Annotated in this window: 19 protein-coding genes; 15 read left to right on the top strand and 4 right to left on the bottom strand. The window is 66.4% G+C overall.

Features of this window, described 5'->3' with window-relative positions; genetic code table 11:
* Positions 1–89 precede the first annotated feature (89 nt).
* The 5 genes from GPA25_RS03865 to mgtE all read left to right on the top strand — a co-directional run bounded on the left by GPA25_RS03865 (position 90) and on the right by mgtE (position 6,053).
* Positions 90–2,003, top strand: coding sequence for a ribonuclease catalytic domain-containing protein (locus GPA25_RS03865; RefSeq protein WP_169259037.1), 1,914 nt, complete (start codon positions 90–92; stop codon positions 2,001–2,003).
* Between the two features lie 13 nt (positions 2,004–2,016).
* Complete coding sequence (locus GPA25_RS03860) at positions 2,017–2,949, top strand: energy transducer TonB (RefSeq protein ID WP_169259036.1); 933 nt, start codon at positions 2,017–2,019, stop codon at positions 2,947–2,949.
* 2 nt (positions 2,950–2,951) lie between these two features.
* On the top strand, positions 2,952–3,785 hold the full coding sequence (gene aroE / locus GPA25_RS03855) for a shikimate dehydrogenase (RefSeq protein WP_169259035.1): 834 nt from the start codon (positions 2,952–2,954) through the stop codon (positions 3,783–3,785).
* On the top strand, positions 3,782–4,474 hold the full coding sequence (gene mtgA, locus GPA25_RS03850) for a monofunctional biosynthetic peptidoglycan transglycosylase (protein WP_169259034.1): 693 nt from the start codon (positions 3,782–3,784) through the stop codon (positions 4,472–4,474). The genes aroE and mtgA overlap by 4 nt, the downstream gene beginning before the upstream one ends.
* 136 nt (positions 4,475–4,610) lie before the next feature.
* Complete coding sequence (gene mgtE, locus GPA25_RS03845; protein WP_169259033.1) at positions 4,611–6,053, top strand: magnesium transporter; 1,443 nt, start codon at positions 4,611–4,613, stop codon at positions 6,051–6,053.
* Positions 6,054–6,123: 70 nt separating this feature from the next.
* Here mgtE and hemL read toward each other — a convergent pair whose 3' ends face one another.
* The 3 genes from hemL to thiD form a co-directional block, all read right to left on the bottom strand.
* On the bottom strand, positions 6,124–7,407 hold the full coding sequence (hemL, locus tag GPA25_RS03840) for a glutamate-1-semialdehyde 2,1-aminomutase (protein ID WP_169259032.1): 1,284 nt from the start codon (positions 7,405–7,407) through the stop codon (positions 6,124–6,126).
* Between the two features lie 64 nt (positions 7,408–7,471).
* Entirely contained in the window at positions 7,472–8,119 is a 648-nt protein-coding gene (thiE, locus tag GPA25_RS03835) for a thiamine phosphate synthase (protein ID WP_169259031.1), read from the bottom strand.
* A complete protein-coding gene (thiD, locus tag GPA25_RS03830; RefSeq protein WP_211162932.1) occupies positions 8,112–9,056 on the bottom strand; it encodes a bifunctional hydroxymethylpyrimidine kinase/phosphomethylpyrimidine kinase in 945 nt (314 codons plus the stop codon). The genes thiE and thiD overlap by 8 nt, the downstream gene beginning before the upstream one ends.
* Before the next feature lie 399 nt (positions 9,057–9,455).
* Here thiD and GPA25_RS03820 point away from each other — a divergent pair, with 399 nt between their 5' ends.
* The 5 genes from GPA25_RS03820 to GPA25_RS03800 all read left to right on the top strand — a co-directional run bounded on the left by GPA25_RS03820 (position 9,456) and on the right by GPA25_RS03800 (position 18,812).
* On the top strand, positions 9,456–9,842 hold the full coding sequence (locus tag GPA25_RS03820; RefSeq protein ID WP_169259030.1) for a response regulator: 387 nt from the start codon (positions 9,456–9,458) through the stop codon (positions 9,840–9,842).
* Between the two features lie 25 nt (positions 9,843–9,867).
* Positions 9,868–10,233: a response regulator gene (locus GPA25_RS03815; RefSeq protein WP_169259029.1), complete on the top strand. Its 366-nt coding sequence runs from the start codon at positions 9,868–9,870 to the stop codon at positions 10,231–10,233.
* Between the two features lie 5 nt (positions 10,234–10,238).
* A complete protein-coding gene (locus tag GPA25_RS03810) occupies positions 10,239–10,751 on the top strand; it encodes a chemotaxis protein CheW (RefSeq protein WP_169259028.1) in 513 nt (170 codons plus the stop codon).
* Between the two features lie 70 nt (positions 10,752–10,821).
* Positions 10,822–12,960: a methyl-accepting chemotaxis protein gene (locus GPA25_RS03805; RefSeq protein ID WP_169259027.1), complete on the top strand. Its 2,139-nt coding sequence runs from the start codon at positions 10,822–10,824 to the stop codon at positions 12,958–12,960.
* Between the two features lie 29 nt (positions 12,961–12,989).
* Positions 12,990–18,812, top strand: a complete 5,823-nt coding sequence (locus tag GPA25_RS03800) for a hybrid sensor histidine kinase/response regulator (protein ID WP_169259026.1) — start codon at positions 12,990–12,992, stop codon at positions 18,810–18,812.
* Between the two features lie 83 nt (positions 18,813–18,895).
* Here the strand turns inward: GPA25_RS03800 and GPA25_RS03795 are convergent, their stop codons facing one another.
* Positions 18,896–20,335: a cryptochrome/photolyase family protein gene (locus GPA25_RS03795; RefSeq protein WP_169259025.1), complete on the bottom strand. Its 1,440-nt coding sequence runs from the start codon at positions 20,333–20,335 to the stop codon at positions 18,896–18,898.
* 92 nt (positions 20,336–20,427) lie between these two features.
* Here GPA25_RS03795 and GPA25_RS03790 point away from each other — a divergent pair, with 92 nt between their 5' ends.
* Genes GPA25_RS03790 through GPA25_RS03770 form a run of 5 tightly spaced genes read left to right on the top strand, consistent with a single transcriptional unit; the run spans position 20,428 to position 24,191 of the window.
* The gene (locus GPA25_RS03790) at positions 20,428–20,994 is read left to right on the top strand and encodes a YqgE/AlgH family protein (protein WP_169259024.1); all 567 of its coding nucleotides are present in this window, start codon (positions 20,428–20,430) and stop codon (positions 20,992–20,994) included.
* Positions 20,987–21,457, top strand: a complete 471-nt coding sequence (gene ruvX, locus GPA25_RS03785; RefSeq protein ID WP_169259023.1) for a Holliday junction resolvase RuvX — start codon at positions 20,987–20,989, stop codon at positions 21,455–21,457. The genes GPA25_RS03790 and ruvX overlap by 8 nt, the downstream gene beginning before the upstream one ends.
* On the top strand, positions 21,444–21,944 hold the full coding sequence (gene pyrR, locus GPA25_RS03780; protein WP_169259022.1) for a bifunctional pyr operon transcriptional regulator/uracil phosphoribosyltransferase PyrR: 501 nt from the start codon (positions 21,444–21,446) through the stop codon (positions 21,942–21,944). Before ruvX ends, pyrR begins: the two co-directional genes overlap by 14 nt.
* Positions 21,937–22,911, top strand: a complete 975-nt coding sequence (locus tag GPA25_RS03775) for an aspartate carbamoyltransferase catalytic subunit (protein ID WP_169259021.1) — start codon at positions 21,937–21,939, stop codon at positions 22,909–22,911. Before pyrR ends, GPA25_RS03775 begins: the two co-directional genes overlap by 8 nt.
* A complete protein-coding gene (locus GPA25_RS03770; RefSeq protein WP_169259020.1) occupies positions 22,911–24,191 on the top strand; it encodes a dihydroorotase in 1,281 nt (426 codons plus the stop codon). The genes GPA25_RS03775 and GPA25_RS03770 overlap by 1 nt, the downstream gene beginning before the upstream one ends.
* The last annotated feature ends 30 nt before the right edge of the window (positions 24,192–24,221 follow it).

Below are 24,221 nucleotides of genomic sequence, written 5' to 3'. Positions count from 1 at the left end.
TTTTCAGCCGGCGCACGGCCGCGCCGCGCTCAGCGCCCGACGGTCGAATCCATTAAACTGTCGGGCTTGCTCATGTATGGCGGTCGCCGATGTTTCTGCTGTTCGAAGAGGATGGGGCCTTCAAGGCCGGGACCATCCTCGCTGATAACGACTCTTCCCTGCAGGTCGAGACCTCTCACGGCAAGCGCGTCAAGCTGAAGAGCAACCACGTGCTGATGCGCTTCCGCGAACCCTCGCCGGCGGAACTGCTCAGCCGCGCCGAAGCGGGCGCCGAAGAGCTCGATACCGCCTTCCTGTGGGAAGTGTGCGGCGACGACGAATTCGCCTTTGACGAGTTCGCCACCGAATATCACGGCCACACGCCGAACGCGGTCGAATCCGCGAGCATCCTGTTGCGCCTGCATTCGGCCCCGATCTATTTCCACCGCAAGGGGCGCGGACGCTTCCGCAAGGCGCCTGCCGAGATCCTGCAGGCCGCACTCGCCGGACTGGAAAAGAAGCGCCAGCAGGCCGAGTCCATCGAGCGCATGCGCGCCGAGCTGGTCGAAGGCCGGATGCCCACGGAGCTCGCCGGCATGCTGCCGCAGCTGCTGTACCGCCCCGACCGCAACCGCGTCGAAACCAAGGCTTTCGAGGCCGCCTGCGTGGACGCCGGCCTGTCCGCGCCGCGCCTGCTGCTCAAGTGCGGCGCGCTCGCCTCCAGCTACGACTTCCATTACAACCGCTTCCTGTTCGAATACTTCGAGGACGGCACCGCCTTCCCCACCTTCGACCCGCCCCACGATCCGGCCGACCTGCCGCTCGCGAAGGTCGCGGCCTTTTCGATCGATGACGCCACCACCACCGAAATCGACGACGCCTTCTCGGTCACCCCGCGCGAAGGCGGCGGCTGGCGCATCGGCATCCACATCGCCGCCCCGGCGCTGGGCTTCGCACGCGGCTCGGCACTCGACGCGATCGCGCGCCGCCGCCTGTCGACGGTCTACATGCCGGGCAACAAGATCACCATGCTGCCCGACGCGGCGGTCGAAGCCTTCACGCTCGCCGCGGGACGCGACTGCCCGGCCGTGTCGCTGTACCTCGACCTCACCGCCGCGCTGGCCGTCGTCGGCCAGGAAAGCCGCGTCGAGCGCGTCCCCATCGTTGCCAACCTGCGTCATCACGACATCGAGCCGCTGTTCAACGAACAAGTGTTGCACGAGCACAGCGACGGGCCGGATTTCCAGTGGAAACGCGAACTCACACTGCTGTGGGACCTCGCCACGGTGCTCGAAGCCGGCCGCGGCAAGGCCGAGGACAACCGGAACCAGGTCGATTTCAACTTCTACGTCGACTGGCAGACGCACACCACCGACGGCCCCGGCTACGTCACCATCAGCCAGCGTCGCCGCGGTTCGCCGCTCGACAAGCTGGTCGCCGAGCTGATGATTCTCGCCAACTCCACCTGGGGCAAGCTGCTCGACGACGCCGGCATTCCGGGCCTTTACCGCGTGCAAAGCGGCGGCAAGGTGCGCATGACAACGGCGGCCGGCCCGCACGACGGCCTCGGCGTCGACTGCTACGCCTGGTCGAGCTCGCCGCTGCGCCGATACGTCGACATGGTCAACCAGTGGCAGATCATCTCGGTGCTGCGCGACGAGCCGCCCGCCTTCGCACCGAAGTCCGCCGACCTGATGGCGGCGCTACGCGACTTCGAAATCACCTACGCCGCCTATGCCGACTTCCAGCGCCAGATGGAACGCTACTGGTGCCTGCGCTGGCTGCGCCAGCAACCGGGCATCGCCGTCGACGGCAAGGTGCTGCGCGACAATCTCGTGCGCCTCGACAGCATTCCGCTGATGGTCAAGGTGCCCTCGCTGCCGGTGCTGCTCTCCGGCACCCGTGTGCGCCTGACGATCGAGAACAGCGACCTGCTGGATGTGGACATCCACGCACGCTACGCCGAGACACTCGCCGAACCCGACCCCGCCGAAGCCGCGGACTCCGCGCTCGAAGGCAGCTGAGCACACCGCAGGCATGGCGAGCAGGCACTCCCACACCTCCTCCGGCGCAGCTGCCGGCGGCGCACTGGCGCAGTACGGTGCGCGCATCGGCGCATTTTTCGGCGGAGACGCGCGCCTTGCCGGCGCGTTCGCCATCTCGCTCGCCCTGCACGCCCTGGTGCTCGCGACCGGCTTCATCATGCCCGATCGACCGTCGCCGCGCGAACGCGACCGCGGCCTCGAAGTCGTGCTGGTTAACGCCCGTCATGCGCGCGCCCCCGACAAACCCCAGGTGCTCGCCCAGGCCAACGTCGACGCCGGCGGCAACAGCGAACAGGACCTGCGGGCGAAATCGCCGCTGCCTCCGCAGAATGCGCGACGCGAAGGCGACGCGCTGACCGAGATGCGCAAGCGCACCACGCCGCAAGCCACCGCACGCCCCGCGGTCTTGACGGCACAAAAGGCCGCGGCAAGCACCCCCGCCGTCCCGCCGCAGCCGGAACAGGCTGCCAACGAACCCCGCGCGTCCGGGCTGGACCTGCTCGACAGCGCCGCGGCCGTTGCCCGGCTCGAAGCCGAGATCGATCGCAAGCTTGAAGAGTACGCCAAGCGTCCGCGCAAGAAATTCATCGGCGCACGCGCCAAGGAATACCGCTTCGCGCAGTACGTCGAGGACTGGCGCCAGAAGATCGAGCGCGTCGGCACCCTGAATTTCCCCGACGCCGCACGCGGCCGCCTGTATGGCAGCCTGCTCCTGTATGTGGCGATCCGTGCCGACGGCTCGGTCGAACGCGTCGAGGTCCAGCGCTCTTCCGGCGAACCCGTCCTCGACGAAGCCGCAAAGCGCATCCTGCTGCTGGCTGCGCCCTTCGCGCCCTTCCCCAACGACATCCGCGCCGACACCGACATCGTCGAAATCGTGCGTACCTGGACCTTCACCAACGCAGACAGAGTCACCGCGAACTAGTCATGGACCGCTACGCCGTCATCGGAAACCCCATCTCCCACAGCAAGTCACCCGCGATCCATGCCGCCTTTGCGGCACAGACCGGCCAGTCGCTGACCTACGAGGCGCTGCTCGGCCCGCTCGATGCCTTCGCCGCGACCGTCGCACAGTTTCGCGCCGCCGGCGGGCGCGGCATGAATGTCACGGTGCCCTTCAAGCTCGAAGCCTTCGCCCTCGCCCGGCGCCATTCGCCGCGCGCGCAGGCGGCCGGCGCGGTCAACACCCTGGTATTCGACGCCGACGGCATTTTCGGCGACAACACCGACGGCGCCGGACTGGTGCGCGACCTCACCCACAACCTCGACTGCCCGCTCGCCGCTCGCCGCATCCTGTTGCTGGGGGCGGGCGGCGCCGCGCGGGGCGTGCTGCTGCCCTTGCTCGCCGCGCGCCCCGCACGGCTCACGCTCGCCAACCGCACCGTCGCACGCGCCGAGGCGCTGGTCGCGGACTTCGCCCAGCGCGCCGGCGACGCGCCACTCGACGCCTGCGGTTTCGCCGATCTCGCCGGACGCCAGTTCGACGTCGTCATCAACGCCACCGCCGCCAGCCTCGCGGACGAAGCACCGCCGCTGCCGCCCGGCCTGTATGCGCCGGGGGCGCTCGCCTACGACATGATGTACGGTCGTGGCGACACCCCCTTCCTCGCCGCGGCACGTGCCGATGGCGCCGCGCGCCTCACCGACGGCCTCGGCATGCTGGTCGAGCAGGCTGCCGAAAGCTTCCTGCTGTGGCGCGGCGTGCGCCCCGATACGACGCCCGTGCTGGCGGACCTGCGCCGCCAGATCGAGGGTCGATGAAAACGGCCCTGCGCCGCATCGGCTGGGCGCTCGCGGCGGTCGCCGCGCTGGTGTTGTTGTATCAGCTGTGGATCTTCACGCTGGTGCTGTGGTGGAACCACTTCAACCCTTCCACCACCAGCTTCATGGACCTGCGGCTCGACGAGTTGCAAGAAAAGCGCCCGAACATCGAACTGCGTCACGACTGGGTGCCCTACGAGCGCATCTCCATTCACCTGAAGCGCGCAGTCATCGCCGCGGAAGACGATAGTTTCATCGAACACGAAGGTTTCGACTGGGAAGGCATCCAGCGTGCGCTGGAAAAAAACCAGCGCAAGGGCAAAGCGGTTGCCGGCGGCTCGACGATCAGCCAGCAACTGGCCAAGAACCTCTTCCTGTCGCCCTCGCGCAGCTACTTCCGCAAGGCGCAGGAAGCTGTCATCACGGTGATGATCGAAGCCGTTTGGAGCAAGCGCCGCATTCTCGAGGTCTACCTCAACGTCGTCGAATGGGGCACCGGCATCTTCGGCTGCGAAGCTGCCGCGCAGCGTTACTACGGCATTCCGGCCAGTCGCCTCGGCGCCGATCAGGCCGCACGGCTCGCGGTGATGCTGCCCAATCCGCGCAAGTACGAGAAGCAGTTCGGCCCGCGCCTCGCCGCCCACGCGGCACGCATCCGCGGACGCATGGGGTACGCGCAGGTACCCTGAACCCCCTTGTTGGCCGCAGGTGCGCAACGCCGCTTGCGCATTGCAACAAATTCGGTTTCCCGGGGTCGCAAGAGCGGCGCGAAGTCCGTAGAATTCGCGCCTTACGACAGATCCCCCACACCCACCGGAGGCGCCGATGAGCGAGCAAGACGAACGCCACCCGGACGACGTACAGCAGCACCTGCGCGAAGTGCAGGAACTGCTCGGGCGCCACAAGGTGGTGGAGGATCTTGTGCATCGGCAGGACATGCCGCGCCACGAACTGGTCGAGGGCCTGGTGCACAAGCAGCACCTGGCCGAGCTGCAGAATCATCTCGATCGCCTCCATCCGGCCGACATCGCCTACATCCTCGAAGCCCTGCCACTCGAAGACCGGCTGTTCGTCTGGGATCTGGTCAAGGCCGAACGCGACGGCGACATCCTGCTGGAAGTCTCCGATGCCGTGCGCGAGTCGCTCATCGAGACGATGGACCCGCACGAGCTCAAGGCCGCTGCGGAAACCCTCGACGCCGACGAACTCGCCGACCTCGCGCCCGACCTGCCGCCCGAGGTCATGCAGGACGTGTTCCTGTCGCTCGACAGCGAGGAACGCGAACAGCTGCGTGCCGCGATGTCCTTTCCGGAGGACTCGGTCGGCGCGCTGATGGACTTCGACATGGTCACCGTCCGCGAGGACGTCACCCTCGAAGTCGTGCTGCGCTACCTGCGCCGTTTCGACGAGCTGCCGGACCACACCGACAAGCTCTTCGTCATCGACCGCGAAGACCACCTGAAGGGCATCCTGACGCTCGAATCGCTGCTCATCAACGACCCCGACATGGCGGTCACCGCAGCGATGCACAAGGAAAACGTCATCAGTTTCGAACCGCAGGACGAGGCCGACGACGCCGCCCAGGCCTTCGAGCGCTACGACCTTGTCTCGGCACCGGTCATCGACGCCGACAGGCGCGTCATCGGCCGCCTCACCGTCGCGGACGTCGTCGACTACATCCGCGAGGAATCCGAGCACGAGATACTCAGCAACGCCGGTCTGCGCGAAGAAGAAGACATCTTCGCGTCGGTATGGGATTCGGTGAAGAACCGCTGGTCCTGGCTGGCGGTGAATCTGGTCACCGCCTTCATCGCCTCACGCGTGATCGGCGCGTTTGAAGGTTCGATCGAAAAGCTTGTCGCCCTCGCCGCGCTGATGCCGATTGTCGCCGGCATCGGCGGCAACTCCGGCAACCAGACGAGCACGATGATCGTGCGGGCGATCGCGATGGGCCAGGTCGAACAATCCGCGATGCAGCGCCTGATGAAGAAGGAAGTCGGCGTCGCGCTGTTCAACGGCCTCGTCTGGGGCGGCCTGCTTGGCGTACTCGCATGGTGGCTCTACGGCAGCGCATCGCTGGGCCTCGTGATGACCGCCGCGATGACGCTGAACCTGCTGCTCGCCGCGTCGGCCGGCGTCGGAATTCCGATGCTGCGCATGAGGCTTGGCGCCGACCCGGCGATTGGCGGCTCGGTGATGGTCACCGCATTGACCGACTCGGGCGGCTTCTTCATCTTCCTCGGCCTGGCGACGCTGTTCCTGCTCTGAGCCGACTGGCAACGGCCGAAAAAAGGGGCGCCACGGCGCCCCTTTCCTTTGTCAGTCCGGCTTGGCCTTTTCAGCCCAGTGTCGCGAACACCTTGCGCGCGGCCGCGATCGTCGCGTCGATGTCCGCCGCCGTGTGCGCGGCCGACACGAAGCCCGCCTCGAACGCCGACGGCGCGAAGTAGTGGCCCGCGTCGAGCATCGCATGGAAGAAGCGGTTGAACGTGTCGCGATCGGACGCCATGACTTCGGTGAAGGAGCGCGGCACGCGCTCGCTGAAATACAGCCCGAACATGCCCCCGACCGAATCGGCGCAGAAGGTGACGCCGGCCTCGCGTGCAGCAGCGCTCAGGCCATCGACCAGCTGCGTTGCGCGGGCTGCCAGCGCGTCGTAGAAACCCGCTTCGCGCACCAGCTTCAGCGACGCGAGCCCCGCCGCAACCGCCACCGGGCTGCCGGACAGGGTGCCCGCCTGATAGACCGAGCCGAGTGGCGCGATGTGCTGCATGATGTCGCGCCGGCCACCGAAAGCGCCGACCGGCATGCCGCCGCCGATCACCTTGCCCAGCGTCGTCAGGTCCGGGGTGATGCCATAGAGTCCCTGCACGCCTTGCGGGCCGACACGGAAACCGGTCATCACCTCGTCGAAGATCAGCACGGCACCATACTGCGTGCACAGCGTGCGCAAGCCTTCGAGGAAGCCCGGCAGCGGCTTGATCAGGTTCATGTTGCCGGCGACCGCCTCGACGATGATCGCCGCGATCTCGCCGCCGCGCGCCTTGAACGCGTCCTCGACCTGCGCCAGATCGTTGTAGTCGAGCACGATCGTATGCTTGGCAAAATCCGCCGGCACGCCGCCGGACGAAGGGTTGCCGAAAGTCAGCAGCCCCGAGCCGGCCTTCACCAGCAGGCTGTCGGCGTGACCGTGGTAGCAGCCTTCGAACTTGATGATCGCGTCACGTCCGGTGAAACCGCGTGCCAGCCGGATCGCGCTCATCGTCGCCTCGGTGCCGGAGCTGACCAGGCGCACCATGTCGATCGACGGCATCAGTTCGCAGATCAGTTCCGCCATCTCGACTTCGCTTTCCGTCGGGGCGCCGAAGGACAGGCCGCGCAGCGCCGCCTCGCGCACCGCCTCGACGATCGCCGGATGGGCATGGCCGGTAATCGCCGGCCCCCACGAACCCACGTAGTCGATGTAATCCTTGCCGTCGGCATCCCATACGCGCGCCCCTTCCGCCCGCTCGATGAAGCGCGGGGTGCCGCCGACCGAGCGGAACGCCCGCACGGGCGAATTGACGCCGCCGGGGATGGTCTTCTGGGCGCGCTGGAAAAGGGCTTCGTTTCTGCTGTTCATATCGATTGAAACTCGTCGGTTGGCAATTGAAAGAAGGAAGGATCCTGATGAGCGGCGCAACGCCTTAGGTCGCCGCGGCAGCCGGCGCACCCCGGAAGGCCGCGCCATAGGCCGCTGCACGGGCACCCGGATCGGGATCGTCGAACACGTCGGAAATCACTGCCAGCAGGTCGGCGCCGGCGGCGATCGCCTCTGGCGCGTTGTTCAAGGTGATGCCGCCGATCGCGGAAACCGGCACACCCAGCTCACGCCGCGCGCGTGTCAGCAAGTCCAGCGGCGCATGCACTGCCGCCGGTTTGGTGGGCGACGCGAACACTGCGCCGAAGGCGACGTAATCGGCCCCCGCCGCGACGGCCTCCTTCGCACGCGACCACTCGTTGTAGCAGGTCACGCCGAGGAGCCGCTTCGCCCCCAGCGCCTGTCGCGCGGCGCGCAGCTCGCCATCGTCACGGCCCAGATGAACCCCATCGGCGCCGGTAGCCAGCGCAAGCTCCAGACTGTCATTGACGATGAAACGCACGCCCGCCTGCCGGCACAGCGTCGCCACCGCCTGTGCCTGCTCGTGACGCAGCGCCGCGTCGGCCTGCTTGCTGCGGTACTGCAGCAGCGCCGGGCGCCCCCGCAGGGCGCGCTCGACGAGCGCCAGCAGCGCTCCGCTGTCCGCGGTGTCCGGCGTCACCAGATACAGCCCGCGCAATTGGCGTTCAGGCATTGTCGTCCTCCGGCGGTCGCGCCCAGAAGAGCCGATCCGGCAAGGCCATGCCCATGCCCGGACGATACGCAGCGGACAGCGCCTGCCAGGTGAATTCCTGCGCCTCGCGCACCGCCTCCGGCACTTCCATGCCGTGCGCCAGCGCGGCCACCAGCGCCCCTGCGAGCGTTGCCCCGGCGCCAAGGTAACGGCCCGGCAGGCGCTCCCATGCATCGGTGCGCACCACGCCGTCGGGACCGACAAGCACATTGACGACTTGCGGCCCGGGTTCGCTGGCCCCGGTCAGCAGCACGTAGCCGACCCCGAGGCCGAGAATGCGCTCGAGCGCGTCGTCCAGGGACAACTCGGCATCGCCCGCGTCGCGCCCGTCATCATCCGCATCGCCGCCACTCAGGAAATCACCGAAATCAATCTGGTCTTCGCCGTCGTCCTCGTCGGCTTCGTCTCGCGAAACACTGCCGGCAGAGGGCGCGGCACCGGCCAACTGCAGTACCTCGCGCCGACTCGCCACCAGCACCGTCACCTGCGGCAGCACCAGTTCCGCAATCGCCGCAAGCAGATCCTCACCGCTCGCCTCATCACCATCCACGAACGACAGCGCGGGCTCCAGCACCAGCGGGACATCGGGATAATCGGACAGGATTTCGGCGATGACCGCGACGTTCTCCACGCTGCCCACCATACCCAGCTTGAATGCCTGTACGGAAATGTCTTCGAGTACCGCGCGCGCCTGGGCGGCCACCGCTTCGGCATCCAGTGCCAGCAGATCATCGACTCCGCGCGTGTCGCGCACGGTAATGGCTGCCAGCACCGACAGCGGATGACACCCCATGCTTGCAAGGGTCAGGACATCCGATTGCAGACCGCCACCCCCTGTCGCGTCGCTGGTCGCGAAGCACAGGACGGAAGGGGGAAGATCGGGAGAGCCGAGGGTCATGTTGAAATCTGCCGGATGCACAGCGCCGCCTGATCTGGCACGGCAGGAAAAATGCGGTAAGATGCGGCGGATTTTACAGCCAATTCGCCCACAGCACGCTCACAGATGGCCAACATGCAATTCAGGACCCTGGATGCGCCTGTTCTGCGGCTTCATCGACGACGAAAACAGTGGCATTCCCGACAATGGCATCGTTCCGGACTCCCGCAGGGGGCTCTGCCGCCAGACTCGACATGTCCTGGATGCAAGGGCAGCAAGCACGACATCGAACAGGTCGCAATATGACACATCAGCATGCCATGCAGCTAGACCGGGCAGCACGGGGCATCGCCTGCACGGCACGCCAATGCGCTTGTCCGAGGCATGTCCGACAACACCTCGCCACCAGGGACTGACGCCATGGATCTGACCGGACTCAAGGTGATGGTGATTGACGACAGCAACACCATCCGCCGCAGCGCGGAGATATTCCTGACCCACTCCGGCTGTCAGGTGTTGCTGGCCGAAGACGGCTTCGACGCACTCGCCAAGATCACCGACCACCATCCCGACGTGATTTTCGTCGACATCATGATGCCGCGCCTGGATGGTTACCAGACCTGCGCCCTGATCAAGAAGAATCCGCAACTCGCCGCCACCCCGGTCATCATGCTGTCTTCCAAGGACGGCCTGTTCGACCGCGCCCGCGGCCGCATGGTGGGCTCCGACGAATACCTCACCAAACCCTTCACCAAGGACAGCCTGCTCAAGGCGGTCGCAACCCACGCCGCGCGCAAGACCGGCTGAGACCACTGACGGGAGCACCGAAGCAATGCCGATCAAGAAGATACTCGTGGTTGACGACTCTCCGACCGAACGCCTCGCGATGACCGAACTGCTCACCGGCAAGGGCTACCAGGTCGTAACCGCGGAAAGCGGCGAGGACGCCATCGCCCGCAGCAAGAGCGAGAAGCCGGACCTGATCCTGATGGACGTGGTGATGCCGGGCATGAACGGCTACCAGGCGACGCGCACGATTTCGCGCGACGAACTCACGCGCAACATCCCCATCATCATGTGCACCAGCAAGGGGCTGGAAACCGACCGCATCTGGGGCATGCGCCAGGGCGCCCACGACTACCTCGTCAAGCCCGTCGACGGCGCGGAACTTCTCGCCCGCATCCAGGCGCTGGGCTGAGGCCGATGGCCAAGCGTCAGAGCCTGCGCGAATTCCAGGAGGACCTGGTGCGCCGCTTTGCCGAAGCGCAAAGTGGCGACCGGCGCGCGTTGCTCGGGGTGAGCGCGGGGCGCGAGAACTGGCTGCTCAACCTGACCGACAGCGGGGAGATCCTGCCGGTGCCGCCACTCGCAGCCGTGCCATTGACTCACGACTGGTTTCGAGGCGTCGCCAACGTGCGCGGCACCCTATTCAGCGTCGTCGACTTTTCCGCTTTCCAGCACGGCCCACTGACGGCTCCGGGCGGCCCTGCCCGGCTGCTGCTGATCGGCGCACGCCATGGCACGAACTGCGCGCTGCTGGTGTCGAGCGCGCTCGGCCTGCGCAACCCGGACGATTTCCAGCCGGAAACCAGCGGACACGACGACCGTCCCTGGGTCCAGGAGCGCTTGCGAGATGCGCGCGAGCAGCTGTGGCTCAAGCTCGATGTCCCGAAGCTGCTTGCGCACCGCGGCTTCCTGCAGGCAGGCCTCGAGTGACGCCGGCACCACTGCACTCAATACCGACTTTCCACCGGAACCCACCATCCGATCTCGCGGAGCACACACCATGGCCCTCAAGCTTCCGAAGCTGAACTTCAGCAACAAGAAGAAGGCTGATCCGGAAGACTCACCGGTCGCAACCACCATCATGGAAGCGCCCCCGCCACGCCGTGCCGCCGAATCCCCGGCGACAAAATCCCGTCCGGGAGGAGCCCGCAGCGCGACGGAAAAAATCGGCGCGCTGGCCTTCGTCTTCGCCCTGGCAACCTTGGTGGGCCTCAGCCTGCTGTACTACCAGTACCGTGACTCCGCCAACGCCACCAGTTATATCGCCGCGGCAGGGGAAATGGAAACCCTCGCGCAACGCATCGCCAAGGCTGCGCAGCTGTCGCTGCAGGGCAATCAGCAAGCGTTCGCCGAGTTGCGCGCCGGCACGCGTCGCTTCAATGAATTGCTTGAAGCGCTCGCCAAGGGCGGCACCATCGACGGGCGGGAGCTCCCGCCTGCGCCCGCCTCTGCACAAGCGCAGGTTGAAACCCTGACCGCCGCCTGGAACACGGCATCCGGGCACGCCAGCCAATTGATCGGACAGGATAAAAATCTGCTCGCCCTGAACCAGTCGGTCGCGGCCATCAACCAGCAGAACGACGCGTTGTTCGAACAGGCCGAACAATTCGCGCAGCTCAAGCTGCAGGGTAGCAACGCGCGCGACATTGCCGCCGCCAGCACCGGCATGATGCTAACCCAGCGCATCGCCAAGAATGCCAACGCCCTGCTCGTTGCCACGACCATCGACCCCGAAACGGCTTTCGTGCTCGGCAAGGACGCCAAGACGCTCACCGACCTGATCGGCGAGCTGCGCGCAACCAGCAACGACCCGGAGGCGCGGCGACGTCTGCAGGCGCTCGAGGCGGGCGCCGGTGACACGCTCGATGCGGTCACCGACATCCTGCAAAACATCCAGGCGCTGGTGCAGGCCAAAGCGGCCGGCAACGAAATCTTCAACGCAGCGGAAACCCTGACTGCGCGGGCGAGCGAGCTGTCGACGGCATTGAACTCCGCCTACAGCGGCTTCACGCCGGCCACCCTCGGAATCGCCATCGCTGCCGTCGTCGGATTGATCGTCCTGAGCATGATGGCGAAGGTCAACAACCGCGAACTCGCGTCCCGCCAGCTTGAGGCGGAAACGCAGCAGCGCAGCGCGGAAAGCGAACGCAACGTCGCCCAGCAGGCGATCCTGCGCCTGATGAACGAGATGGGCGATCTGGCTGACGGCGACCTGACCGTGCGCACGACGGTTTCGGAAGACATTACCGGCGCGATTGCCGACTCGGTGAACTACACCATCGAGGAACTCTCGGTGCTGGTGCGGCGAATCAACGATGCCGCAATGCGCGTGACGGTCGCCACCGAATCGGCGCAGAAGACGTCAACCGAACTACTGAGCGCAACCGAACGCCAGTCGCGCGAGATCGAGGAGGTCGGCGAGACCGTGCAACAGATGGCGCGCTCGATGACCGAATCGTCCGAACGCGCGTTGCGTTCCGCACAGGTCGCACGCCGCTCGCTGGACTCGGCGCGCAAGGGGGCCGGCGCGGTGGAAAACACCATCAAGGGCATGAACGGCATTCGCGAACAGATCCAGGAAACCTCCAAGCGGATCAAGCGCCTTGGCGAATCCTCGCAGGAGATCGGCGAGATCGTCGAGCTGATTTCCGACATTACCGAACAGACCAACGTGCTGGCACTGAACGCGGCAATCCAGGCTGCGTCGGCGGGCGAGGCGGGACGCGGCTTCACCGTGGTTGCGGAAGAAGTGCAGCGCCTGGCGGAACGTTCAGCGGAAGCGACCAAGCAGATCGCGGCGATCGTGAAGACGATTCAGACCGATACCAAGGACGCCGTCGGTTCGATGGAAAACGCCACGCGCGACGTAGTGGAAGGCGCCCAACTGTCCGACGCAGCCGGTCAGGCGCTGTCCGAAATCGGCGACGTGTCGACCGAAACCGCTCGCCTCATCGAACAGATTTCCAGCGACACCCAGCATCAGGCAGCAACCGCCGCGCGCGTCGCGGAAACGATGAAAGAGATCCTCGCGATCACCGAACAGACCGCCCACGGCACGCGGCAGACCGCCGTGTCGGTAGGTCAGCTTGCCGATCTGGCCGTCGAGCTCAAGGGCTCGGTGTCGGGCTTCAAGGTCTGACCGCGTAGCACCTAGCTCGGAAACCGGCCATGACGCACATCGAACTGGATCTGGGCCCACTCACCTGGGTCAAGAACGAAATCGACCTCGCCCTCGCGCGAGCGGACGAATCGCTTGAACTGGCGCTCGACGCGTCCGATGCGACAGCGCGCATCCAGTTTGCACAGACCCATCTGCATCAGGTGCGCGGTGCGCTCTCGATCGTCGGCCTGGATGGCCTGACCCAGTTTGCATCGTCGCTGGATCAGTCGCTCGGCGCCCTGGCGCGCGGCGAACGTGCGCCCGACGCAACAACACTCGCCCTGGCACGGCGTGCGCTGGCGACCATCGGCAACTATCTCGAAGAACTGGTGCACGGCACGCTGGACCAGCCACTACGATTGCTCTCCCTCTACCGGGAAATCCACGCCATCCGCAGCACCGATCCGGTGTCACCCGCGGAGCTGTTCTTTCCCGATCTGTCGCAGCGACCACCGCGGCGACAGATTGCGGTCATCGAGTTATCCGAAGACGCGCGCCAGAACCAGCTGCGCATGCAGCGCGCGCAATTCCAGCGCGGCCTGTTGCAGTGGCTGCGCAGCCCGACCGATGCCGCGGGCCCCACCGCGATGCTCAATGCGGTCAAGAGCATCGAAGCACTCCACACCGGCACCCCGGTCACTAACCTGTGGTATGCGGCGCAAGCCTTTCTCGAAACGCTGCTACATGGCGATCTGCCCGTACAACCTGAAGTCAAGCGTCTGTGCTCGCAGCTCGACGCCCAGCTCAAGCGCCTGGCGGACGTTCCCGCCACAGTTCCCGAACGCCTGATCCGCGAACTGCTCTACTGGACCAGCCAGGCGCCGGCACGCACAGTGCAGCAACAGGCCATACGCAACACCTGGCATCTTGACGCACTGATCCCGGAAGCTGGCGCTTCGGTCAGTGCGACGCCGCTCGCCCCCTTGCTGAAGTCGTTGCAAACGGCGATGGCCGGCGCAAAGCAGGCCTGGGACGAATTCTCCGAAGGCCACGCGGCCGCGCTGCCGCACTTCGCCAGCCATCTGTCGGATCTGGCCGCGCGGGCGCCACTGCTCGGACGCCCGGCGCTCGACCGCCTGCTCGACAGCCTCTTCGAATTCATACGCTGGCTACGCAAGGATCCGCTACTGTGCACCGACCAGGTCGCGCTTGAAGTTGCGACCGCGCTGCTGCTCGCGGACGGGGCGCTCGAGCGAGGTGCGCCCGACTCCGGCTTTTCCGCCCAGGTGACCGACACCGTCAGCCGCCTCGGCGCGCTGATGCGCGGCGAGGAGGTGGGAGCAGCCGAGCATTCGCAGACCGTCGAAACCGCCCGTCGCATGCAGGAACGCGAGGCGCTCGGACAACTGTCGCGCGAGATCCTCTCCAGCCTCGCGCAGGTCGAACAGATCCTCGACGACTACTTCCGCAACCAGCAGAAGCGCGCCCCGCTGGCCAACCTGGCAACACCGCTGAAGCAGATCGAAGGTGCCCTGACCCTGCTTGGCGACGAGCAGGCAATCGCGCTGGTGCACGACGCCGCAGCCACCGTCGCCCGCTTCGCACAAAGCGACGTCGCGCCTGAACCAGGGCAGTTCGAAGCCCTCGCGCAGCGCCTGTCGGCGCTCGGCTTCTACGTCCAGGCCTTGCAGCACGGGCCCGCCAACCTGCAGCGCTTCCTCGACCCGGCTGCTGCCGCCCGTGCGATCGTCGAAGAAGAGGCGCCGCCGATCACCATCGAGTTGCCGCAGTTCGCCGAGACCCCAACGGCACCACCCGCGCCGGCAACGGCACCGGCGTCCGCCGCGGCACCGCTCACGCCCGCCGCCACGGCCGTCGCGCAAGCGCCGGAAATGCCAGCCGAAGCGGTCGTCGAAGTCTCCGCCGAGCGTCCCCGGGAGACGATTGCAGCGGAGCCAGCCGAGCACACGCTCGAATTCGTGCCACTCGAGGCCGTGCTGGTGGCTACCCCGGAAACGGAAGCGCCGTCCGGCGACACGCGCAGCGCCGAAGCCGCGAAACCCGCACCCGAAGCCACGCCGGAAATCCTCGTCGCCCCGGCGCCCATGCCGGCTGCCCCACCCGCGCCGCCGAAACCGGCGGAGGCCAGCGCGGCAGAAATCGATGCCGAATTGCTCGAAATTTTCATCGAGGAAGCGCACGAGGTCCTCGCCACCATCGGCGAACAGCTCGAACTGTCGCGCACTGCATCTGACAGCCACGAACATCTGATCGCAATTCGCCGTGCCTTCCACACGCTCAAGGGCAGTGGCCGCATGGTGGGCCTGCTCGAACTCGGCGAAGCCGCGTGGGGCATGGAACAGACGCTCAACCGCTGGTTGCAGCTTGAATGGCCGCCGTCCCCGGCACTTCACCACCTGATTGACGCGGCGTACGACACCTTCTCCGGATGGGTTCACGAACTCGAAGCCGGCGGCAGCCAGGCGCGCGACGTGTCGGAGCTGATGGCCGAGGCGGAACGGCTGCGCAGCAGCGAAACGGCGATCATCGAACCTGCGCCGCTCGCCCCCGCAGCCCCGTCTGCGCCGGTGCTGGAGCAAGCCGCGGAAGCCGAAGCAGCAGGGGAAGCGGCGGAAACCCCGTTCGAGGTCCACGCACTCGAACGGGCGGCGAGCGGCGAGATCCTGCCGTTCAGCGGCGCAGAGCGCATCGACATCGAGGCCCTGCCGGAAGAGCTTGCACTCGACGAGGAATTCCCGGAAGAGATTTCGCTCGAGGATCTCGAGCCGGTGGAGGCGTTTGCGCCGGAAGTCGCTCGCGAAGAGACTCCTCAGCCGATTGACTTGACCGCAGACGTCGACAGGGCCGAAACGCTCGACGAAGCGCCTCTGTCGGAAATGCTCGGCACCGCACACGAGCCGGCCATCGAGGCGGGATCGGAATGGCTGACGGATTTCGAGCTTGCCGATGAAATGCCTCGGCAGCAGGAACTCGAGCCGACGGCGGAAATCGCAGCGGAAGCCGCCACCGCATTGCCTGCGGAGGAACAAGCGGAAGCAATGCCCCCGGAGGTCGCCGAGCCCGCAGCGGCGGAAGATCTGGCCACCCTTGGCGAGCGCGACGTCGTCCGCATCGGCAACATCGAGGTCAGTCGGCCGCTCTACGACCTGTACCTTGGCGAAGCGCGGCATCACCTTGCCATCCTGCACACCGAGCTTGCGCGACTCGAGATCAATCCGACACTGGTGCCGGCCGAGGTGACCCTGCGTGCCGCGCACACCCTCGCGGGCATTTCCGGGACCACCCGCGTGATGAGTGTGCAGGGCCTCGCGCGCGCGCTCGAGCACGCCATCGAGCGTCTGCGCGACGGCGCACACCCGCCGACCATGGAACAAGCGGCGGTCCTGAAGAGCTCGAACGATACGCTGGAGGCGATGCTCGCCCAGGTCGCCGTGCGCCAGATGCCGCTGGTTGTGCCCGAACTGATCGAGCAACTCGACAGCATCGGACGCACGATCCCGCTCGACACCGACATCGACATCGAAGCGGAACACATGGAAGGCGCCGGTGCTGCGGACGCCTTCCCCGCCGGGGCGCAAGCCGCCGAACCCGCCGCGACGCCCGCGGTTGCCACCCCGGTCCAGGACGACCTAGACGAGCAGTTGCTGCCGATCTTCCTCGAAGAGGGCAACGAACTGGTCACGGAACTTCATGCGACGCTGCGCAACTGGCGCAGCGGTGCCGTCGCCGGCGACCACGCCAAGGCTATCGCACGGCTGCTGCATACGCTCAAGGGCAGCGCGCGCATGGCCGGGGCGATGACCCTGGGCGAGCACGTACACCAGCTCGAGTCGCGTTTCGAAGCCGCGCGCTCCGCAGAACATGAACCCGCCGCACTGATCGAGGACCTGATCAGCGGCCTCGATCATGCCGAACAACTGATTGCGGCGCTGACGGGAACCGGCGCGGCCGTCAGCACCGTCGCGGAGGAAACGGCAGGCACGGCGGTCGCGGCCGTTGAAGCGGCAACCGCCGAGACGGAATCGGGCAGCGCTACGGCTACCCTGCGCGTCCGCGCGGACACCGTCGACCGCTTCGTGAACGAGGCCGGCGAAATCGGCATCGCCCGTACGCGCATTGCCGGCGAGCTGCGCACCCTGCGCCGCTCGCTGCTGGACCTCACCGAAAACGTCATCCGCCTGCGCAACCAGCTGCGCGAGGTCGAGATCCAGGCCGACGTGCAGATGCAGTCACGCATCGCCCACACCGGCACGCACGAGGGCGAATTCGACCCGCTGGAGATGGACCGCTACACGCGTCTGCAGGAACTCACGCGGATGATGGCCGAGAGCGTCGGCGACGTCACCACGGTGCAGCAGAGCCTGCTGCGCAACCTCGACGGCGCCGAGCTCGCACTGAACAGCCAGGCACGCATGTCGCGCGACCTGCAGCAGGCGCTGATGCAGGTGCGCATGGTGCCCTTCGACAGCCTTGCCGACCGCCTCTACCGCGTCACCCGGCAGACCGCGAAGGATCTGGGCAAGCGCGCCAACCTCGACCTGCGCGGCGGCCGCATTGAAATCGACCGCAGTGTGCTCGAGCACATCACCGCCCCACTCGAACATCTTTTGCGCAACGCCTTCGCCCACGGCATCGAAAGCCCGGATGTGCGCAAAGCCGTCGGCAAGGACGAGATCGGCCAGATCACCCTGAGCGTCAGCCAGGAAGGCAACGAAATCGCGATCAGTCTCACCGACGACGGCGCCGGCCTGGACTACGCACGCATTGCCGAGCGCGCACGCGCCAGCGGCCTGCTCGGCCCCGACGAAGTTGCGGACGAGCGGCGCCTGACCAACCTGATCTTCCTGCCCGGCTTCTCCACCGCCAGCAATGTATCAACGGTGTCCGGGCGCGGCGTCGGCATGGACGTAGTCAAGTCCGAAACTGCCGCAGTGGGCGGTCGCATCGACATTCGCGCCGCACATGGCAAGGGCACGGAGTTCCGCATCTACCTGCCGCTCACCCTTGCGGTGACCCAGGCGCTGCTGGTACGTGCCGGCGGCCGCAGCTATGCGATCCCGTCGAGCATGATCGCGCAGGTGCAGGAGCTGAAGGTCGACGCGTTGCACGCGCTGCGCGAGGCCGGCGGCACTGACTGGCAAGACGTGCATTTCAACTACCGCTACCTGCCCCGCCTGCTGGGCGACCGCGTCAGCCTGCCCGAGGAGCAGCGGTTCAACTGGGTGCTGCTGCTGCGCGCCGGTGCCCAGACGCTGGCGCTGCACGTCGATGCGCTACGCGGCAACCAGGAAATCGTCGTCAAGAACGCCGGGCCGCAGCTCGCGCGCATCGTCGGGATATCCGGCGCCACGGTGCTGGGCGACGGCGAGATCGTGCTGATTCTCAACCCGGTCGCCTTGGCCAGCCGCGGGCTGATCGCGGGCGAAACGGTGGCGCGCGACACCGCTGTCGAGTCGCTGGAGCCGCTGGAAACCGCGCAGGCGGAACATCAGCCGACCGTCATGGTGGTCGACGATTCGCTGACGGTACGCAAGATTACCGGGCGTCTGCTGGAGCGCGAAGGCTATCGCGTCATCACCGCCAAGGACGGCGTCGACGCCCTGGAGCGGCTGATCGAGACGGTGCCCGACGTGATCCTTTCCGACATCGAAATGCCACGCATGGATGGGTTCGATCTGCTGCGCAATATCCGCGCCGACGAACGCACGCGTAGTGTGCCGGTCATCATGATCACCTCGCGGCTGGCCGACAAGCACCGTCAATTCGCCGAGAAGATGGGCGCCAACGAGTACCTCGGCAAGCCTTACGAGGAAGGGGAACTGCTCGGGCTGCTACGGAGCTACACCGCAAAGGCGCACGTGGCGGCCTGATCGCCGCGCAATTGCGGCCGATAGGCGAAGGGGTAGCGTCGCCCCCCGCCGGGCGTGGCGGGGCAGCCCCCACCTCCCCGTTCCTACATCCGCGCAGCCGCAAAGCGAGTCAACGTCAGCCCGCGCGCAACCGCATGATCGACGACCGGCGCGGGATAATCGTGCCCGATGCGGACGCCGCACGCGGCCTGGTCCGCCGCTCCCATCTTGGCGGGCGCATGGATGAACTTGCCCGGCACGCGCGCGAGTTCAGGCACATAGCGCCTGATGAAGGCGCCTTCGCGATCGAAGCGCTGCGATTGTGTCACCGGATTGAAGATGCGGAAATACGGCTGCGCGTCACAACCGGTCGACGCCGCCCACTGCCAGCCGCCGTTGTTGGAGGCCAGATCGTAGTCGATCAGCCGGTCCGCGAAGTAGCGTTCGCCACGGCGCCAATCCACGCCCAGATCCTTGGTCAGGAAGGATGCTGCGATCATGCGCAGGCGGTTGTGCATATAACCCGTCGTGTTGAGCTGGCGCATCGCGGCATCGACGATCGGATAACCGGTGCGTCCTTCGCACCACGCGGCGAACAGCTCCGGCGCGTCATCCCAAACGATGCGCTCATACTCCGGCTTGAAGCTCGCGTCGACGACGCGCGGGTGATGCCACAGGATCATCTGATAGAAATCACGCCAGATCAGCTCGCTCAACCACGTCTCGGCGCCGGCTCCGCCCTCGGCCCACGCGAAGGCCGCGAGTTCCCGGATCGACACCGTGCCGAAGCGCAGGTGTGGCGACAGGTAGGACACCCCTTTCACCGCCGGAAAGTCGCGAGTTTCCCGGTAACGCCCGATGCGGGCGGCAAAATCATCCAACAGCTTGCGGCCGCCGGACATGCCCACGGGCAGGCGCAGCCCGGCGAGATTCGTCGGCTCGTAACCGAGGGCGGCGAGATCGGGGATGCGCTCGCCCTCGGCCTTCGGGGCAAACCGCGCGGCGTAGCGCGCCACCGGATAGGACTGCGTGTAGAAGCCGTCGAGTTTCTTCAGCCAAGCATTTTTGTAGGGCGTAAACACACTGTAGGGCTGTCCGCTTTGCGTGAGTACTTCGTCGCGCTCGAAAATCACTTGATCCTTGAAATCCTCGAACGCGATGCCAACTGCCGCAAGCCGTTCCGCCACGCGCCGGTCGCGCGCGCGGGCTGCGGGCTCATAGTCGCGATTGGCATAAACCGCATCGACGCCCAGCTCGCGCGCCAGCCGCGGAATCGCTTCATCGGCACGCGCGTGGCGCACGCACAAGCCCCCGCCCGCTCCGCCACTTTGCCGTGAAAGGCGATCGAGCGCCGCGTCGAGTTCCTGCACACTGCGCCAGATGAACTCGACACGCCGGTCCTGCCGGTCGGGCAACGCGTCGAGGATTTCCCTGTCGAATACAAACACGCAATGGACACGTTCGAAACGCCGCAACGCGTAATACAGCGCGGCATGATCGAAACTGCGCAGATCGCGACGAAACCAGACGAGGGCAGAGCGCATCGAGAAGCACCGGGGGGGAAAGTGGCATTCTGACGCAGACTTCATGCGCAGGTTCCTGCTCACCAGCCCACGCGAGCGGCTAAAATGCAGTCATGAGCGAAATCACCTCGAACCTCACGCACCACTTCCTGATCGCCATGCCGAGCATGACCGATCCGAATTTCGTGCGCTCCCTCACCTACATCGCTGAACACAACGATCAGGGAGCCCTCGGGATCATCGTCAATCGCCCCATCGACATGACGCTCGCGACCTTGTTCGAACGCGTGGAACTGCCGCTCGAGGCCGAGGGTTTTGCCGAACAACCGGTGTATTTCGGTGGCCCGGTGCAGACCGATCGCGGCTTCGTGCTGCATCGGCCGGCGGGCGACTGGCATTCCACACTCAAGGTGATGGACGAGGCCGGGCTCACCAGCTCGCGCGACATCCTGCAGGCCATCGGCAGCCGCGGCGAACCGCCCGAGGTGCTGGTCACGCTCGGCTACGCCGGCTGGACCGCCGGGCAGCTGGAACAGGAAATCGCCGAAAACGCCTGGCTCACCGTGCCGGCGGATCTCGCCATCGTCTTCGAACTGCCGCCCGAGGAGCGCCTCGCGGCCGCCATGCAGAAACTCGGCATCGACTTCGCCAACCTCAGCGAGATTGTGGGGCATGCCTGAGGCCCCGGCCCCAACACCCACCGCTCTCCCCGCCCGTGGCACCCTGCTCGGCTTCGACTTCGGCCTCGCGCGCGTCGGCGTCGCCGTCGGTGAGCTTGAAACCGGCCGGGCGAGCGCGCTTGTCACGATCAGCGGAGAAGCCAGCGCCCCGCGTTTTGCGGCGATCGAAAAACTCCTCGCCGAATGGCGGCCGGCGGCCCTCGTCGTCGGCAGCCCCTGCCATCTCGACGGCACCCCCCATGAACTCACCACACGCTGCCGCCGCTTCGCCAACCAGTTGCGTGGCCGCTACGGCCTGCCGGTGATGGAAAGCGACGAACGCCTGTCCTCCGCCGCGGCCGAAAGCATGCTGGAAGCGGCCGGCCAGCGCGACTGGCGCGCGCGCAAACCAGTGCTCGACGCCGTCGCCGCACAGATCATCCTGCAACACTTCCTGGACACCCACCAACATGCAAAGACTTGACGCCGAAGCGCTCTTCCAGACCCTGGTCGAGCAGATGCGGCCGCACGTCTCGCCGGCGACTGCCCTCGTGGGCATTCATACCGGCGGCGTATGGCTTGCAGAACGCCTGCACCGCGCACTGGGCCTGACCCAGCCACCGGGTTCGATCGATGTGTCGTTCTACCGCGATGATTTCGGCTCCAAGGGCCTGCACCCGCAACCCAAGCGCACCGACATCCCGTTCGACGTCGAAGGCGCCCACGTCATCATCGTCGACGACGTGCTGTACACCGGCCGCACGACGCGCGCCGCCATCAATGAACTATTCGACTTCGGCCGCCCTGCGCAGGTGGAACTGGCCGTGCTGGTCGATCGCGGCGGCCGCGAGTTGCCGATTGCCGCGCGCTACTGCGCCCTGACCCTGCCCCAACCCCTGCCCGCAAGCCAGAGCCTGCAGCTCGAAACCGACACCGCGGGCGCGCTCACCCTGAGGCTGATCGATGCATAACCCACAGCTCAATAAACATGGCGAACTGCAGCACCTGCTGACCATCGACGGACTGCCGCGCGATGTGCTGATCGCAATCCTCGACACCGCAGCGCCCTTCACCGAAGTGGCCGAGCGCGAAGTGAAGAAGCTGCCACTGCTGCGCGGCAAGAGCATCTTCAACCTGTTTTTCGAGAATTCCACGCGCACGCGAACGACCTTCGAGATCGCCGCCAAGCGCCTGTCGGCCGACGTCGTCAATCTGAACGTATCGACCAGTTCGACCGCCAAGGGCGAGAGCCTGCTCGACACCGTCGACAACCTGTGCGCAATGCAGGCCGACATGTTCGTCGTGCGCCACGCGGCCAGCGGCGCCCCTTTCCTGATTGCTCAACACCTGCAGACCACCGGCCGCGACCACATCCACGTGGTCAACGCCGGCGACGGTCGCCATGCGCATCCGACGCAGGGGCTGCTGGACATGTACACGATCCGGCACTACAAGCGCGACTTCAGCAACCTTACCGTGGCGATCGTCGGCGACGTGCTGCATTCGCGCGTCGCGCGCTCGCAGATCAGCGCGCTGACCACGCTGGGCGTCCCCGAAGTGCGCGTCATCGGCCCCAAGACACTGCTGCCGACAGAAGTCGAACGCCTTGGCGTGCGCGTGTTCCACGACATCCGCGAAGGCCTCAAGGGCGTCGACGTCGTGATGATGCTGCGCCTGCAGAACGAACGCATGAACGGCGCGCTGCTGCCGACGCCGCAGGAGTTCTACAAGGTGTGGGGACTGACCGCCGAGAAACTGGCGCTGGCCAAACCGGATGCGATCGTGATGCACCCCGGCCCGATGAATCGCGGCGTTGAAATCGATTCCTCGGTCGCCGACGGCGCGCAGGCCGTGATCCTGCCACAGGTCACCTTCGGCATCGCGGTACGAATGGCCGTCATGAGCATGCTGGCCGGTCAGCAAGGGGGCAACAAATAATGAAGATTCGCATCACCAACGGCCGCATCATCGACCCGGCCAACGGACTCGACGACACCCGCGACATGTACCTTGCCGACGGCAAGATCGTCGCACTCGGCCATACCCCGGACGGCTTTTCCGCCGAGCGGACCATCGACGCACACGGCCTCGTCGTCGCACCGGGCCTCATCGATCTGGCCGCGCGCCTGCGCGAACCCGGCTTCGAATACCGCGCGACGCTCGAATCGGAGATGGACGCGGCGATGGCCGGCGGCGTCACCAGCCTGGCGATCCCGCCCGATACCGACCCGGCGCTCGACGAACCGGGCCTCGTCGAAATGCTGTGCTACCGCGCGAAGAAGCTCAACCGCGCGCACGTGTATCCGGTCGGAGCGCTCACCATCGGACTCAAGGGCGAACGCCTGTCCGAGATGGCCGAACTCGTCGAAGCCGGTTGCGTCGCCTTCAGCCAGGCCAACGTGCCGATCGTCGACAACGGCGTGCTGATGCGCGCGATGCAATACGCCGCCACCTTCGATTTTCGCGTCTGGCTGCAGCCGCTCGCGCCGTTCCTGTCACGCAGCGGCGTCGCGCACGACGGCGAAGTCGCCACGCGCCTGGGCCTCCCCGGGATTCCGGTCGCCGCGGAAACCGTCGCGCTGTACACCTATATCCAGCTTGCACGCGTCACCGGCGCTCGCCTGCACATCACCCGGCTATCCAGCGCAGAAGGACTGGCGCTGGTCGAGCAAGCGCGTGCCAACGGCATGGACATCAGCTGCGACGTGTCGATCAACCACCTGCACCTGTCCGACATGGACATCGGCTACTTCAATAGCAACTGCCACCTGGTGCCGCCGCTGCGCAGCCAGCGCGACCGCGATGCCTTGCGTCAGGGCCTCGCGGACGGTCGCATCAACGCCTTGTGCTCCGACCACACACCGGTCGATGACGACGGCAAGCTGACCCCATTCAGCGAATCCGAACCCGGCGCCACCGGGCTGGAACTGCTCCTTCCGCTGACGCTGAAATGGGCGCAGGAAGCCGGTCTGCCGCTGGTCAAGGCGCTCGCCCGCGTCACCTCGGATGCGGCCAGCATCGTTGGCATCACCAAGGCCGGGCACCTCGCACCAGGTGCGCGCGCCGACCTGTGCCTGTTCGATCCCGCTGCGCATACCAAGGTCAGCCGCGACCAATTGCGCAGCCAGGGCAAGAACACCCCCTTCCTCGGCCTCGAACTGCCGGGACGCGTGCACTACACGCTGGTCGAAGGGCAGGTGATGCACGAACTCCGGTGAACGCCCACGCCCGCCCTGCGCCCCGCAGAC

It is taken from the genome of Aromatoleum diolicum, from assembly GCF_012910955.1.
Lineage (GTDB): Bacteria > Pseudomonadota > Gammaproteobacteria > Burkholderiales > Rhodocyclaceae > Aromatoleum > Aromatoleum diolicum.
This window is presented reverse-complemented; position numbering and strand designations above follow the sequence as displayed.